Annotated in this window: 11 protein-coding genes; all 11 read right to left on the reverse strand. The window is 68.6% G+C overall.

Annotated elements, in window-relative coordinates; all coding sequences use genetic code 11:
• Positions 1–8: 8 nt before the first annotated feature.
• The 11 genes from B0293_RS33800 to B0293_RS33850 all read right to left on the reverse strand — a co-directional run bounded on the left by B0293_RS33800 (position 9) and on the right by B0293_RS33850 (position 14,409).
• Entirely contained in the window at positions 9–893 is an 885-nt protein-coding gene (locus tag B0293_RS33800; protein ID WP_005157801.1) for a sugar phosphate isomerase/epimerase family protein, read from the reverse strand.
• A 10-nt stretch (positions 894–903) separates the two neighbouring features.
• A complete protein-coding gene (locus B0293_RS33805) occupies positions 904–1,908 on the reverse strand; it encodes a sugar phosphate isomerase/epimerase family protein (protein ID WP_005157792.1) in 1,005 nt (334 codons plus the stop codon).
• Positions 1,908–5,039: a ThuA domain-containing protein gene (locus B0293_RS33810; RefSeq protein WP_005157790.1), complete on the reverse strand. Its 3,132-nt coding sequence runs from the start codon at positions 5,037–5,039 to the stop codon at positions 1,908–1,910. The genes B0293_RS33805 and B0293_RS33810 overlap by 1 nt, the downstream gene beginning before the upstream one ends.
• 253 nt (positions 5,040–5,292) lie before the next feature.
• The gene (locus B0293_RS33815; RefSeq protein WP_005157788.1) at positions 5,293–6,666 is read right to left on the reverse strand and encodes an alkaline phosphatase family protein; all 1,374 of its coding nucleotides are present in this window, start codon (positions 6,664–6,666) and stop codon (positions 5,293–5,295) included.
• Entirely contained in the window at positions 6,663–7,742 is a 1,080-nt protein-coding gene (gene eboE / locus B0293_RS33820) for a metabolite traffic protein EboE (RefSeq protein ID WP_005157787.1), read from the reverse strand. Before eboE ends, B0293_RS33815 begins: the two co-directional genes overlap by 4 nt.
• Positions 7,739–8,602, reverse strand: a complete 864-nt coding sequence (locus B0293_RS33825) for a TatD family hydrolase (protein WP_005157786.1) — start codon at positions 8,600–8,602, stop codon at positions 7,739–7,741. Before B0293_RS33825 ends, eboE begins: the two co-directional genes overlap by 4 nt.
• 2 nt (positions 8,603–8,604) lie before the next feature.
• Complete coding sequence (locus B0293_RS33830) at positions 8,605–10,020, reverse strand: EboA domain-containing protein (RefSeq protein WP_005157785.1); 1,416 nt, start codon at positions 10,018–10,020, stop codon at positions 8,605–8,607.
• Positions 10,017–10,865, reverse strand: a complete 849-nt coding sequence (locus tag B0293_RS33835) for an SCO3242 family prenyltransferase (RefSeq protein ID WP_005157784.1) — start codon at positions 10,863–10,865, stop codon at positions 10,017–10,019. Before B0293_RS33835 ends, B0293_RS33830 begins: the two co-directional genes overlap by 4 nt.
• Positions 10,862–12,019: an inositol-3-phosphate synthase gene (locus B0293_RS33840; RefSeq protein WP_005157783.1), complete on the reverse strand. Its 1,158-nt coding sequence runs from the start codon at positions 12,017–12,019 to the stop codon at positions 10,862–10,864. Before B0293_RS33840 ends, B0293_RS33835 begins: the two co-directional genes overlap by 4 nt.
• Positions 12,020–12,131: 112 nt before the next feature.
• Positions 12,132–13,307 (reverse strand): Gfo/Idh/MocA family protein, encoded by a 1,176-nt coding sequence (locus B0293_RS33845; RefSeq protein ID WP_005157781.1) that lies wholly within the window; start codon positions 13,305–13,307, stop codon positions 12,132–12,134.
• 49 nt (positions 13,308–13,356) lie between these two features.
• Positions 13,357–14,409 carry a substrate-binding domain-containing protein gene (locus B0293_RS33850; RefSeq protein WP_005157780.1) on the reverse strand — a complete coding sequence of 351 codons (1,053 nt, stop codon included), beginning with the start codon at positions 14,407–14,409 and terminating at the stop codon, positions 13,357–13,359.
• Positions 14,410–14,435 lie beyond the last annotated feature (26 nt).

Here is a 14,435-nt window from a genome sequence, read left to right on the forward strand (position 1 = left end):
TTCCCGAGCTAGAAGCGGACGTTACGGAGATAGGTGAATCCGGTCTGGGCGGTGCTCAGGGGATCCGTGGGGTTGTCGTGCTCGACGATGTACTCGTGCAGGTTCGGCCTGGTGCAGCCGAAGATGCGGGGGAAGTCGATGACGCCCTTGCCGGGGTCGACCATCTTGCCGTCCGCGGTCCGGTCCTTGACGTGGTACTGCACCACGCGCGGGAAGTGCTGGCGGTACAGGGAAACCGGGTCGACCCCGCCTTCCACCGCCCAGAACAGGTCGATCTCCAGGTGCACGTAACGCGGGTTGGTGCCCCTGGTGAGCACGTCGTACGGACGCACGCCGTCGATGGCCGCGAACTCGTGGGCGTGGTTGTGGTAACCGAGCGGGATCCCCGCCTGGCGGAACTTCCGCGCCGCCGTGTCGAGGCGTCCGGCGAACTGCTTCCAGCCGTCGATGGTGTCGAAGGCCGCGAACGGCACGTTGGCCCGGATGTTCCCGAGGACCTTCGCGTCGGCGATGGTCTTGTCGAGGTCACCGTCGATGCCGACGTGCGTGGACGTCGCCCTGATGTGGTTCTTGTCCAGCAGACCGCGGAACTCCTGCGCCGTACGGCCGTAGGTGCCCGCGAGTTCGACCTTCCGGTAGCCGATGTCCGCCAGCGCGGACAGGGTTCCCGGCAGATCGGCCTGCAACGCGGTGCGCAGGGAGTAGAGCTGGATGCTGATCTTGTCCACCGGGACCCGGCCGCGGCCGTGGCCGTGTCCCTGGGTCTCCGCCTGGGGAGCCGCGTTCGCGAGCCCCGGAACGGCTACCGCGGCGCCGACCGCGACGGCCGCCGTCGCGGCGCCCCGGAGTAGCGACCGTCGAGAGTGGAACCGCTCAGCTTCTTCACCGCACATGAAACCGCCCTCACTTCTGGTTGCTGAAAGCCGCGTCGAAGGCCGCCGACGGCTTGTCGAACAGGAGCCCCCGCAGATAGGTCACGGCTTCCGCCGCGCCCCGGAGCCGGTCCATGCCGGCGTCCTCCCACTCCACCGAGATCGGACCGGCGTAGCCGATCGAATTCAGTGCGCGGAAACAGTCCTCCCAGGGCACGTCGCCGTGCCCGGTCGAAACGAAGTCCCAGCCGCGTCGGGGATCTCCCCAGGGGAGATGCGAGCCGAGCCTTCCGTTCCGTCCGTCGAACCGCTTCCTGGTGTCCTTGCAGTCCACGTGGTAGATCCGGTCGGCGAAATCGAGGATGAAACCGACCGGGTCGAGGTCCTGCCAGATGAAATGCGAAGGATCCCAATTCAGCCCGAATGCCGGACGGTCGCCGACAGCTTCGAGCGCACGTTTGGTCGTCCAGTAGTCATACGCGATCTCCGAGGGATGCACCTCGTGCGCGAACCGCACGCCGACCTCGTCGAAGACGTCGAGGATCGGGTTCCAGCGGTCGGCGAAATCGGTGTAGCCCTCGTCGATGACCGCTTGCGAGACCGGCGGGAACATCGCCACGTACTTCCAGGTCTTCGAACCGGTGAAGCCGATCACCGTGTCCACACCGAGTTTCGCCGCCGCGCGGGCGGTGTCGGCCATTTCCTTCGCGGCCCGCTGCCGGACGCCTTCCGGTTCACCGTCGCCCCACACCCTGGACGGGATGATGGCCTGGTGGCGTTCGTCGATCGGGTCGTCACAGATGGCCTGTCCGACGAGGTGGTTGGAGATCGCCCACACCTTGAGGCCGTGCTCGGCGAGCAGCTTCAGGCGGCCGGGCACGTAGTCCTCTTCGGACAGTGCGCGGTCGACCTCGAAGTGGTCGCCGGAACACGCGATTTCGAGGCCGTCGTAGCCCCATTCACTGGCCAGCCTGCACACCTCGGTGAACGGGAGATCCGCCCACTGACCGGTGAACAGGGTGATCGGACGGCTCATCAGTTCTCCTCGAAGGTGATCGCGTCGACGTCGAACAAGCCGCCGGAACCGCCCTTGAACACGAGGAACAAGGAGCCGGTGCCGCCGGGGTCGGTGATGGCGGAGGCGGGAAGGTCGGCGTAGGTGTCCCAGCCGCCGGTGTTGGCGACGGTGACCGTCTGGACCAGCGGCCCGTCCACCGCGCCCGAGCGGACCTCGATCGTGCCGCCCTCGCCACCGGAGGAGACCCGGTAGCCGATGCCGCGGACGCCGACGAGGTTCACCGGGTCGAATTTGATCCAGTCACCGGATTCGATGTGGCCGACGCGTTTGCCGCCGCTGGCGCCGGCGTGCCCGACGACCTCGATCCCGCTGGACTGGGTGTAGAACTCCGCCTGCTTCAGCTTCGGCTGCAGGATGGACTCCGCGTCACCGGTGAGCGCGGGCACGCCGTTGCCGCCGTTGTCGGTGTAGCTGGCGTTGATGACGCCGAAGACGTTGGCGTCCGCGCCGTGTCCTTCGTCGGCGGGCGTGGCGATGGTGCCCTCACAGCCGGTCGCGCGGCTCAGCGGATGGCCGTGCCCCTCGTGGCCGAGGATGTATTCGACGGTCACCTTCGAGCAGTCGATCGGGTTGTCCTCCGCGTCGGTCACCTCGACCTTGAACGGGACCATGTCGCCGAAGCTGAACACGCTGCCGTTGACCGGGGTCTTCAGCGTGACCACCGGCGCGGTGTTGCCGACGGTGACCACCACGCTCGCCGAGCCGGTCAGCCCGGTGGAGTCGGTGACGGACAGCTTCGCCGTGTACTGGCCGTTCGCGCCGTAGGTGTGGGAAACCGGGGCGGCTTCGGTGGAATCGGTCGTGCCGTTCCCGTCGAAGTCCCAGGCGTAGGTGAGCGCGCCGCCGTCGGGGTCGTTGGTCCCGGCCGGGTCGAACTTGACGGTGAGCGGTGCTTGGCCGGACGTCTTGTCCGCGGCCACCTGGGCGATCGGGGTCTTGCGTCCCTTGGTGTAGTCGATGCGGTAGACGGCGGATTCCTTGGAGCCGCCGAAATAACCGGTGCCGTAGTCGAGGACGTAGAGCGCGCCGTCCGGGCCGAACTCGATGTTCATCGGGCGGACGAGGTCCATCGAGTCGAAGAACGGCTTGATGGCGCCACGTTCACCGTTCTTGCCGACGGTGATCTCCTTGATCCAGCCGCGTTCCCATTCGTAGGCGAAGGTCTTGCCGTTGAAGTACTCCGGGAACTTCGTCTGCGACGGGTTCTTCGCGTCGTACTGATAGACCGGGCCACCCATCGGCGACTCGGGGCCGGTGCCGAACTCGGGCAGCGAACCGCCGTCGTAGGGGATCCACGCCTTCTCGACCGGCGGCAGATCGGTCAGCCCGGTGTTGCGCGGGCTGGTGTTCTTCGGCTTGGCGCAGTCGAAGGCGGCGCCGGACTGCTTGGTGGCGAAGTCGTAGTCGATGAACGGCTGGTTGTCACCGATGCAGTACGGCCAGCCGAAGTTGCCGGGCTTCTTGATCAGGTTGAACTCGACGGTGCCACCAGGTCCGCGCTTGGGGTCGGCCGCACCGGCGTCGGGACCGTAGTCGGCGAGGTGGAGCCAGCCGGTCTTGCGGTCGACGGCGAACCGGAACGGGTTCCGGAAGCCCATCGCGTAGATCTCGGGCTTGGTCTTGGCCTTGCCCTTCGGGAAGAGGTTGCCTTTGGGGACGGTGTACTTCCCTCCTGTGCCGACCTTGATCCGCAGCACCTTGCCGCGCAGGTCGTTGGTGTTGCCGGAGCTGCGCTGCGCGTCGTACACCGGGTTGCGGTCGGCGCGCTCGTCGATCGGGGTGAAGCCGTCCGAGGAGAACGGGTTGGAATCGTCCCCTGTGGACAGATAGAGGTTGCCCTGCGCGTCGAAGTCGATCTCGCCGCCGGCGTGGCAACAGATGCCGCGTTCGGCCGGGACCTGGAGGATCTTCTGCTCGCTGGCGATGTCGAGCTTGTTGTCGGTGCCCAGCTTGAACCGTGAGAGCTGGTTGTACCCCTTGAACGGCTCGAAGTCCGCCGGGGTGCCGTTCTCCGGCGCGTCACCGGCCGGGGTGTTCAGCTTGGGCGCGTAGTACAGGTAGACCCAGCGATTCTTGGCGAAGTCCGGATCGATGGCGACACCCTGGAGGCCGTCCTCGTCGTGGTTGTAGACGGGGATCTGCCCGGCCAGCGAAGTCGTCGCCGACGAGCTGGTGTACCAGACGCGGCCGTCGCGCGAGGTGTGCAGGACGTCGCGGTTGGGCAGCACGGAAAGCGCGATCGGCTCGCCGGTCTTCTCCTCGCCCTTGGCCAGGGTGATCTGGTCGAAGTCCGCGTCGACCGGGTCTTCCTGGGTCTGTTTGGCGCAGCCCGCCTCGCTCAGCTTGGTGGCGTACTTGATGCCACCGGCCAGATGCTTGAGGAAGGCCGGCTCGGCGTAGGACTCCTTGGTGTGCCCGCCGCCGGTGTACCAGGAGCGGCCGCCGGAGTTCTCGTGGCACCAGGCGATCGGGTGATCGCCCATCGCGCCGTCACCGGGCTGGTAGCTCTTCTCGTCGAGGCTGGCGAGGACGTTGACCTTGCTCCGCGGGTTCGCGCGGTAGTTGTACCACTCGTCGGTGCGCGGCCAGGTCTCCGGAAGATCCACAGTGGACACGTGGTCGCGGTCCTCGACCTTGACGTTCGCCCGCTGGATCTGCGGGTGGGACTTGAAGTACGCCCCGACCAGGTCGCCGTACCAGGGCCAGTCGTATTCGGTGTCGGAGGCGGCGTGCACGCCCACGTACCCGCCGCCTCCCTTCACGTACCGCTCGAACGCGGCCTGCTGGTCCGCGTTCAGCACGTCACCGGTGGTGGAAAGCCAGACCACCGCGGTGAAACGCTTGAGGTTCGCGTCGGTGAAGGCCACCGCGTCCTCGGTCGCTTCCACACCGAAGTGGTTCTGCGCCCCCAGTTCCTTGATCGCCTTGATCCCGTCGGGGATCGAATCGTGCCGGAAGCCCGCGGTCTTGGAGAACACGAGCACCGTCGCCGCTTCGTGCGCCGATGCGGAGTGCACCGGTAGCGCGACGCCTGTCAGAGCCGTGACCGTGGCTGTGACGAGCACACCCAGTCGTCGTTTCAAAGACATAGCAGTAGCGATCCTTTCGATGAGCGGCGGCGATCAAGGAAGGGGATGCGGGTGGAGAGCGCCTTTCCGGTAGGTGGGGACGGAGGGTGGCGGTCGGGAGGGAGTCGGGGTGGTCGTGAGTGGTAAGTGACGTTCTAACGTCACTTACCACTCACGACCCACTGGAGTGGTCAGCCCGTCGTACCCGAGCTGCCCTGGGATGTTGCGAAAGCCACTTTCGCGACACGGGCCGACCACACCACTACGCCACCTCCTATTTCAGGCCTTGCAACGACAGCAACAACGGATGCACGTCGGTCGCCCCCACACGACCGGACGGCTGGAAGGCCGGGTCAGAGCACAGCAGCACCGGACCGTCCTCTGCGGAATCCGGCAGCCGCCCGTGCGAGCCACGCACCCAGCGCGGATCGGTCGGGACGACGTCCATCGCGTACCGGAGCCCGGCGAACTTCTTGGCCAGGTTCAGCCCGGCCCGCGCCTTGGCGAACTTGTCCTCCGGGTCGAAGAACAGCTCGGCGGGGTCGTAGCCCGGCTTGCGGTGGATCTCGACGCCGCGCGCGAAGTCGGGCTTCCGCTCGTCGTCGAGCCAGTAGTAGTAGGTGAACCACGAGTCCGGCTCGGCGACCGCGACGAGTTCGCCCGCGCGCTCATGGTCGATCCCGTAACGAGCTTGCGCCTCACGGTCGAGGACTTCGTCGACACCGGTCAGCTCGCCGACGATCGAGCGCACCCGTTCGACATCGGCGGAGTCGCGGACGTAGACGTGCGCGACCTGATGGTCGGCGACGGCGAACGCGCGCGACGCCCACGGGTCGAGGTACTCCATGCCCGCTTGGGTGTAGACCTCCAGCAGGCCCTCGCGCCGCAGTGCCCGGTTGATGTCGACCGGCCGGTGCACGTTGGTGATCCCGTATTCGCTGAGCGCGACCACGGTCGCCCCGGCGTTGCGGGCGTCGTCGAGCAGCGGCGCGAGCGCGTTGTCCAGTTCCCGCGCCGCCAAAGCGGCTTGCGGCGCGTCGGGACCGAACCGCTGCAAGTCGTAGTCCAGGTGCGGGACGTAGGTCAGCAGCAGGTCGGGCCGCTTCTCCCGCAGGATCTGCCGCGACGCGCCGATGACCCACTTGCTCGACTTGAGCGACGCCGTCGGGCCCCAGTACTGGAAGAGCGGGAACTCCCCCAGCGCGCCGGTCAGCTGATCGTGCAGCTCGGGCGGCCGCACGTAGGCGTCCGGCGACTTGCGGCCGTCGGCGTGGTAGATCGGCCGCGGGGTCACCGTGACGTCGGTGCTCATCCCCATCGCGTACCACCAGCAGACGTTCGCCGAGGTGTACCCGGGATGCGCCGCCCGCGCGGTCTCCCACAGCTTCTCGCCGCCGACGAGCCGGTTGTGCTGACGCCACAGGAAGATCTCGCCGAGCTCGCGGAAATACCAGCCGTTGCCGACGATCCCGTGCTGCGCGGGCATGAGCCCGGTGAGGAACGTGGATTGCGCGCTGCACGTGACAGCGGGCAGCACCGTGCCCAGCTCGGCCTGCCAGCCGTCCTTGGCGACGGCGGACAGTTTCGGCATGTCCCGCAACGCCTTCGGGGTCAGCCCGACGACGTCGATGACGACCAGCGGCTTCATGCGGAAACCCCTTCCTTGACCAGGTTCGCCTTCGCCCACTCGAGTTCGGCGGCGATCCCGCCGACGAGGTCACCCGCGTCCGGGAGCACGCTCCAGGTGTAGGTCTCGACCTCGATGTGCGGCTCGCCGGGCAGCCCGGCGGCGACGGCGCGCAGGACGTCCGTCGTGGTGGCCAGCGGCGCCGCCGGGGCCTGGTGCAGCGGCATGTGGAAGTGCACGCGCCACGGGCCCTCCCCCGGCAGTTCCGTCCAGGCTTCGGGCAGGTCGTCGGCCTTGTGCACTGCACCGCCCGAAAGCTCGCGGACCTGGTGCAGATAGCGAGGTTCGGCGAAGGCGGCGAGCGCTTCGCGGGCCTCGGCCGGCTTTTCGACGTGCAACGCGGCGGAAGCCTGCACCTTGACGACGTCCACATCGGACTCGGCGATCGCCTTGAGCGTCTCCGCCGGGTCGGCGAACGACACCGCGAGGTGACAGGTGTCCAGGCACAGCCCGACGTACTCCGGGTCGACGCGGCCGGACAGCCAGCCCAGCGCGTCGGCGACGGTGTCGAGCACGCACCCGGGTTCGGGCTCGACGGCCAGCCGGATCGGCCGGTCGCCGGTGGCCCGGATCGCGCGGACGACCTGTTCGAAGGCCACGGCCGCGCTGTGGTCGTCGTGGTCGGTCCACGGTTCACGCCAAGCCAACGGCAACGTCGAGATACTGCCGTATGCGGCATCCTCGGCGAGCAGATCCGACAGCACCGTGACGCAGTCGATCGTGTACGCGGCCCGGTCCGAATGAGTCCATTCAGGACGGTAGACGGCGTGCTTGACGACCTCGTCGTGGAACCCGCCGTACGGGAACGCGTTCAGCGTGTACACACTGAGCCCGCGTGCGTCGAGTTCGGACCGGAAGGCTTTGCGCGCCTGAGGATCGCCGGCGAGCCCGCGCGCGACCGGTGCGGAGAGCCACAGCCCGACGCCGAGTTTGTCGTCGCCCAGCCGCTCGCGCACCGGGAGCGCGTATCGCTCCAGCTGTGCGACGATGCCGTCGACGTCTTCGGCGGGATGGACGTTCGTGCAGTAGGAGATCATTTGCGGGCACCTCGCAACACCGAGTTGCCCTCGAACGTCACTGCCTCGCCGGTGAACCCGGGCAGCGGGTCGAGCGTGAGCCGTCCACTTTGGTCGTAGAACGCGACAGGGTTCTGCCACAGCACCTTGTCGACGTCGGCGTCGGTGAAGCCGCCGTCGAGCATCGCCTGGCCGGTTTTGGCGGTCTTCAAGGGATCCGAGCGGCCCCAGTCCGCGGCCGAGTTGACGATCATCTGATCAAGCCCGTACTGGCGCAGGATCTCGACCATCCGGTGTTCGTCCATCTTGGTGTCCGGGTAGATGGAGAAGCCCATCCAGGCGCCGGAATCCTTGACCAGCTTGACGGTGACCTCGTTGAGGTGATCGACGATGACGAGCTCCGGTGCGATACCGGCTTCCCGGACGACGTCGAGAGTGCGCTTGGTGCCTTCGAGCTTGTCGCGGTGCGGGGTGTGCACCATCACCGGGAGGTCGTGCTCCAGCGCCATCGCCAGCTGCTGGGAAAAGACCTCATCCTCTTCCTTGGTCATCGAGTCGTAGCCGACCTCGCCGACCGCGACCACGCCGTCCTTGGCCAGGTACCTCGGGAGCACGTCGAGCACCTCGCGGCAGCGAGGGTCGTTGGCCTCCTTGGGGTTCAGCGCGATCGTGCAGTGGTGCCGGATGCCGAACTGCGCGGCGCGGAACCGTTCCCAGCCGATGAGCGCGTCGAAGTAGTCGGTGTACGAGCCGACACTGGTACGCGGCTGCCCCAGCCAGAACGCGGGTTCGACCAGCGCGCGGACACCGGCCGCGTACATGGCTTCGTAGTCGTCGGTGGTCCGGGAGGACATGTGGATGTGGGGATCGAAGATGCGCACGGTCAGCGGCCTTCCTTGAGCAAGGCGAGGGCGTCGGCGGGAACGTCACGTCCGGCCGCCCTGCGTTCGTCGGCGAAATCGGCGAGCATCCGCTTCAGCTCGTCGTCCGCGCGGGTTTCGAGGTCCGCGACGGCGGCCAGCGGCACGCCGACGAAGACGCATTTGAGGACGCCGTGACGCCAGGTGTGGTCGTCCAGGAACCGGGCGAAGTCACCCATGGCGGCGGCGACCAACCTGATGTCGTTGGCGCGCAGGGCGTCTTCGACCAGTTTGATCCCGGCATCGGTGACCTCGGCGCCCGGGGACTCCAGCGCGCCGAGCGCCCGCAGGACCCCGCGCCGCTCGGCGTCGTCGCCGAAGCGGTAGAGATCGCGCAGTTCCGCGGCCAGCGCGGCGTCGTCGAGGACGTCGGACAGGACCGTCACCAGCCGGACCCGCGCCCGGTCGTCGACGGTGCCGTGGACCAGGCCTCGCGGATCCGTGTCCGGCCGCAGCGCTTCCCGGCCGACCTCGCGGCCGACGGCCGGGAAGAGCACGCCGATCACCGACGGCTTCTCCCGGATCCGGCGTTCCGCCTTGGCCGACCACGTCTGCGGCATCGCGGCGGTGAGCGCCTCGAAGGCCCGGCGCGCGGTGTCCGGCGCGGCGTGGCTGTGCCGGGGCAGCTCGACCGCGGCCAGCCCGGTGTAGCCGATCTCCGCCAGCGCGGAGAGCGTCCCGGGCAGATCCAGATGCCCGTCGCCGAACTCCAGATGCTTGTGGACCCGCGGCAGCATGTCGTCCAGCTGCACGTTCCACAGCAGCGGGCCGGCGAGGCGGACGCATTCGGCCGCGTTGACCGGTTCGACGGCGACACAGTGCCCCACGTCGAGCGTGACGCCGAACAGCTCCGGCTCGCCGAGTTCCTTGCGCAGGTCCAGGACCTGGCTCAGGTGCTGCACCAGGTGCCCGGGCTCGGGTTCCATCGCCAGCCGCACGTTCAGCCGCGCGGCGTGCTCCAGGACCGCCGCGACTCCCCCACGCAGCCGGGACCACGCGATGTCGTTGTCCATAGTGGACACACCTGACCAGAAGGAGACGCAGTCCGCGCCGAGGTCCCCGGCGATCCGCAAGGCCCGCGCCAGGAAGTCGATCCGCAGTGCGGGGTCGTCCGAGAGCAACGTCGGCGAGTGCTTGCGCCACGGGTCGAGCAGGTACCGCGCGCCCGTCTCGATGACGACCCGGTTCAGGCCGAGCGCCGAAAGCCGGGAGGCCACGTGGTCGACCTGCCGCGCCAGATCGTCGGCGAACGGGTCGAGGTGGTCGTGGTCCAGCGTCAGCGCCACCCCGGTGTACCCGAGGTCGGCGATCACCGCGAGCGCGTCGTCGAGGCGGTGGTTCGAGAAGCCGTTGGTGCCGTATCCCAAGGAGAACGTCATGTGGGGCTCACCTTCCTCGACAGCTTGCGGGCGATCGGCAGCGCGGCCGCGACCAGCGCCGCCCCCAGGACCGAGCCCTTGGCCGTGACCGCCGCCTGGAGCGGGACCATGCCGTGGATGCCGGACTTCGTCGCCGAACGGACGGACTTCGCCGACGGATCGCGGACGGCGTCCGCCTGAGCCCTGCCGACCAGGCCCGCGTAGCCCGAGCCGGCGGCCATCGAGGCCGCGCGATGCCAGCCGCCCCGCGCCGGCCCGGTCAATGCCAACGTTGTCGCCGCACAGCTGGTGGCGAGTGCGGCACGGGCCGTCGCCGGGTTCGCGCCGTGGACCTCACCGGTGGACAGGGCCGTGACGCCCAGCGTGTGGACGCCCACCGCGGCCGCCGCGGTGAGAGCACGGCGGGTTTCAATCCCCGCACCGAGCAGGACGTCGAGCGTGCGGCAGGCCGCCATCGCCACCGGTCCGGCCGGGGTCGGTTTGAGCACGGTGTCGTAGGCCCAGACCGAAGCGGCCAGGGGGACCGCGACCCGCATCGCCCGGCGTCCGCCGCCGAGAGCGGCCAGGCCCAGGCCCGCCGCGGTCAGCGCGGCACCGGTGGTGAGCGCCGCGCCCGCGCTCACCCGCCCGGACGGGATCGGCCGCTCGGGGCGCTCCACGGCGTCGAGCTTCCGGTCCGCCCAGTCGTTGAGGGCCATCCCGGCCCAGTAGAAGGCGACCGAGGACAACGGCAGCAGCAGCCGTCGCCCGGTCATCTTGAGCCCTGCCGCGGCGGATCCGGCGACCGTGTCACCGAGCACCGTCAGCGCGGCGGGCGCCCGCACGAGTTCTACGTAGGCCTTCACAGGGCTCCCGCCCAAGCGACCAGGCGAGCGGTCTGCTCGGCGAAGCGGTGTTCGTCGCTGCCCAGCGGGTCCTTGAAGAAGAACCCGAGTTCGGTCAGCGCGCCGCTCTGCCCCGCGGCGTGCGCGGCGGTGACGAAGCGGGCGAGGTCGAGGATCAGCGGCGCCGCGAGCGCGGAGTCGTAGCCGGTCCAGGTGAACTGCAAGCTCATGCGGGCGCCGAGGAAACCCTCGAACGACACGTGGTCCCACGCGGTCTTGACCTCGCCGAGGTCGGGCACGTTGTCGATGTGCAGCGGCGCGGTGACGTCGTCACCGAGCAGCGCGGCGAGCCCGCGGGCCTTGGATTCCAGCTTGCTGTTCGCGGTCACCGGGTCGGCGAGGGTCTCGCCGTCGCCACCGCCCAGCAGGTTGGTGCCCGCCCAGGAGCGGACCTTCAGCGCCCGCGCGCTGAACATCGGCGCGAGGACGGTGCGGAGCAGGGTCTCGCCGGTCTTGCCGTCGCAACCCGCGTACGGCAGGCCTTCCCGCTCGGCGAGTTTCCGCAGCGCGGGCAGGGTGATCCCGGCCGACGGTGTGAACTCGACGTACGGGCTTCCCGCCTTCAGCGCCGCGTAGGCCGAGAGGGAACTGGAGGGCAGCACCGCCCGGGCAGGATCGGCCAGTGCCACCTCCAGCGCGTCGAGATCGTCGTGTTCGGGCAGGTGGGGGCACGGAGCCTCGGTGGAGGACACGTTCACGACCACGACCCGCGCGAGGTCGTGCCGCTCGGCGAAAGCTCGGATGTCCGCAGTGAGCCGGGCGGCCGCGTCGGCCTGGGCACCCGTATGCGTCGCCGGGTGGTAGCCGTCGCGGATCTCGGCGTCCACTTCGGCAAGCCCGGACCGGACCGCCGAGAACACCGAGTGCCCGAACACGCCGGCGTGAGCCAGCTGTTCGGCGCGCTTCTCCAGCGGGGTGTGCACGATGTCGTGCCCACCGAGGACCAGATCATCCCAGCCAGGCAACGGAACCCCGGCGAACGCGGGCAGTTCGGTGACACAGCCGCCACCGCCGGCCACCCCCGCGCGGAGGGCGAGCAGCCCCACCGCCGCGGTGGTGGCGACAGACCCCCTCGCCCCGATCAACCAGATGCCCGTGCGTTCCTGAGCAGGCATTTCTCCACCTTTCCCAACCCGAAAAGTCCAACGGCGTTTGTGTTCGGATGGTCGGACGTTTCGGATCGAACCAAGTCGCAGTGACGTACGTCCATGCGACTTTCGGTTGGATCTACTCCTCAGCCACTCCTGTTCGTGTGACGCCGAACACAGCGGTCCATCGGGCTTCTTCGGCCGCGCTGCGCTCGACCGCGTCCAGGACCTGCTGAACCCTCAGCCCGTCCTCGAAGGAGGGTTCGGGATCCGTGCCGTCGCCGATCGCGGTGAGCAGATCGGCGACCTCGTTGGTGAAGGTGTGCTCGTAGCCGAGGAGGTGCCCCGGCGGCCACCACACCCCGACGTACGGGTGCTCGGGTTCGGTGACCAGGATCCGGCGGAACCCGGCCTCGGTGGCGGGCTGGCCGCCGTCGAAGAAGGACAGTTCGTTCATCGACTCGAAGTCGAACGCGAGGCTCGCCTTCGATCCGTTGATCTCCAGCCGCATCGCGTTCTTGCGGCCCAGCGCGAACCGGGTCGCCTCGAAGCTCGCCACCGCCCCGCCGGTGAACCGGCCGAGAAACAGCGCGGTGTCGTCGACGGTGACCTGCCCGGTGCCGCCGTCGCCGTCCGGCCGTTCCTTGACGAAGGTGTTGGTCAGCGCGGAAACGCCGGTGATCTTCTCGCCGGTGACGAACTGGGCGGCGTCGACGATGTGCGCGCCGAGATCGCCCAGTGCGCCCGAACCCGCCTTGTCCTTGTGCAGCCGCCAGGTCATCGGCGATTCCGGGTCGGACAGCCAGTCCTGCAGGTACACCGACCGCACGTGGCGGATCTCGCCGAGCGCCCCGCTCGCGACCAGTTTCCTGGCGTGCGCGAGCGCGGGCACCCGGCGGTAGTTGAACGCCACCATGGACCGGACGCCGTTCGCCCGCGCCTTCGCCGCCGCCTCGGCCATCGCTTCGGCCTCGGCGAGGGTGTTGGCCAACGGCTTTTCGCACAGCACGTGTTTCCCGGCTTCGAGCGCGGCGATCGCGATCTCGGCGTGGCTGTCGCCCGGCGTGCAGATGTCGACCAGGTCGACGTCGTCGCGGGCGATCAGCGCACGCCAGTCCGTCTCGACGTCTTCCCAGCCGAACCGTTCCGCCGCGGCCTTCGCCCGCACCTCGTCACGGCCGCCGAGCACGGCGAGTCTCGGGATCAGCGGTGGCGTGAAGAACCGGTGCACACTGCGCCACGCGTGCGAATGCACCGCACCCATGAACGCGTGGCCCACCATGCCGATCCCGATCGTTTCCTTTGCCGTGCTCATGCCCCTCCTAGGTCCACCTGCGTGTGTCGGGATGTCGGGATTGCGGGTCTTACGAGTCGAAGCCGACGTCCATGTACTTGTCGACGTTCTCCTTGGTGACCACCGCGGAGTAGGTGGTGATCTCGGCGGGGATCTCGTGCTCGGCGAAGTCGCCTGCCCCCTTGCCCTGACCGAGGAGCCGCGCGAGCGAGATCGCCGAAGAAGCCATCGACGGGCTGTAGAGCACCGTCGCCTTCAGCGGTTCGGCGTCGGACTTGATCAGGTTCATCGCGTTCTTCGAACCGGCGCCGCCGACCATCAGGAAGTTCTTGCGGTTGGCGTTGTTGATCGCCGCGATGACGCCGACCCCCTGGTCGTCGTCGTGGTTCCACAGCGCGTCCAATTTGGCCGCGGACTGCAGCAGGTTCGACGTCTGCTTCTCGCCCGACTCCGGGGTGAACTCCGCCGAGACCCGCGGTCCGACCTGGAAACCCTGACGGGCCAAGGCGTCCTTGAAGCCCTTGCTGCGTTCCTGGGTCAGCGGCAGCGAGTCGATACCGGCGACCTCGCCGATCACCGGGCTGGCGACGTTCTTCGCCTTCATCTGCTGGGCGATGTAGTTGCCCGCGTTGACACCCATGCGGTAGTTGTCGCCGCCGATCCAGGTGCGGTACGCGAGCGGGGTGTCGAAGACGCGGTCCAGGTTGATCACCTGGATGCCGGCGTCCATCGCCTGCTGCCCGACCGCGGTGAGCGCCTTGCCGTCGAACGGCAGGATCACCAGGACGTTCACCTTGGCGTTGATCAGCGTCTCCACCTGGGAGATCTGCTGGTTGACGTCGTTGGTGCCCTCGGTCGCGTTGAGCGTGACCTCACTGAACTTCTGCGCCTGCGCGCGGGCGTTCTTGGTGATGGCCGCCATCCAGCCGTGGTCCGCGGCCGGGGCCGAGAACCCGATGGTGACCGGGGTTCCGGGCTGCGAGTTGGCCCCGGCGTTGGCGACGTTGGCCGCGTTGTCCTGTGCCGGTGCCTCGTTCGAGGTGCACGCGGTCAGCAGCGCACCCGCTCCGACGGCCGCGCCTCCCAGCAGGAAACGGCGGCGATGCAGGGATTGTTCGGTCATGACGGACTCTCCATCCACGGTGACGG

The organism is Amycolatopsis azurea DSM 43854, from assembly GCF_001995215.1.
Lineage (GTDB): Bacteria > Actinomycetota > Actinomycetes > Mycobacteriales > Pseudonocardiaceae > Amycolatopsis > Amycolatopsis azurea.

What these genes read in the sequence shown, in the direction of transcription:
- B0293_RS33800 (WP_005157801.1), bottom strand. Translation starts at nt 893, where the DNA reads ATGTGCGGTGAAGAAGCTGAGCGGTTCCACTCTCGACGGTCGCTACTC.
- B0293_RS33805 (WP_005157792.1), bottom strand. Translation starts at nt 1,908, where the DNA reads ATGAGCCGTCCGATCACCCTGTTCACCGGTCAGTGGGCGGATCTCCCG.
- B0293_RS33810 (WP_005157790.1), bottom strand. Translation starts at nt 5,039, where the DNA reads ATGTCTTTGAAACGACGACTGGGTGTGCTCGTCACAGCCACGGTCACG.
- B0293_RS33815 (WP_005157788.1), bottom strand. Translation starts at nt 6,666, where the DNA reads ATGAAGCCGCTGGTCGTCATCGACGTCGTCGGGCTGACCCCGAAGGCG.
- eboE (WP_005157787.1), bottom strand. Translation starts at nt 7,742, where the DNA reads ATGATCTCCTACTGCACGAACGTCCATCCCGCCGAAGACGTCGACGGC.
- B0293_RS33830 (WP_005157785.1), bottom strand. Translation starts at nt 10,020, where the DNA reads ATGACGTTCTCCTTGGGATACGGCACCAACGGCTTCTCGAACCACCGC.
- B0293_RS33840 (WP_005157783.1), bottom strand. Translation starts at nt 12,019, where the DNA reads ATGCCTGCTCAGGAACGCACGGGCATCTGGTTGATCGGGGCGAGGGGG.
- B0293_RS33845 (WP_005157781.1), bottom strand. Translation starts at nt 13,307, where the DNA reads ATGAGCACGGCAAAGGAAACGATCGGGATCGGCATGGTGGGCCACGCG.
- B0293_RS33850 (WP_005157780.1), bottom strand. Translation starts at nt 14,409, where the DNA reads ATGACCGAACAATCCCTGCATCGCCGCCGTTTCCTGCTGGGAGGCGCG.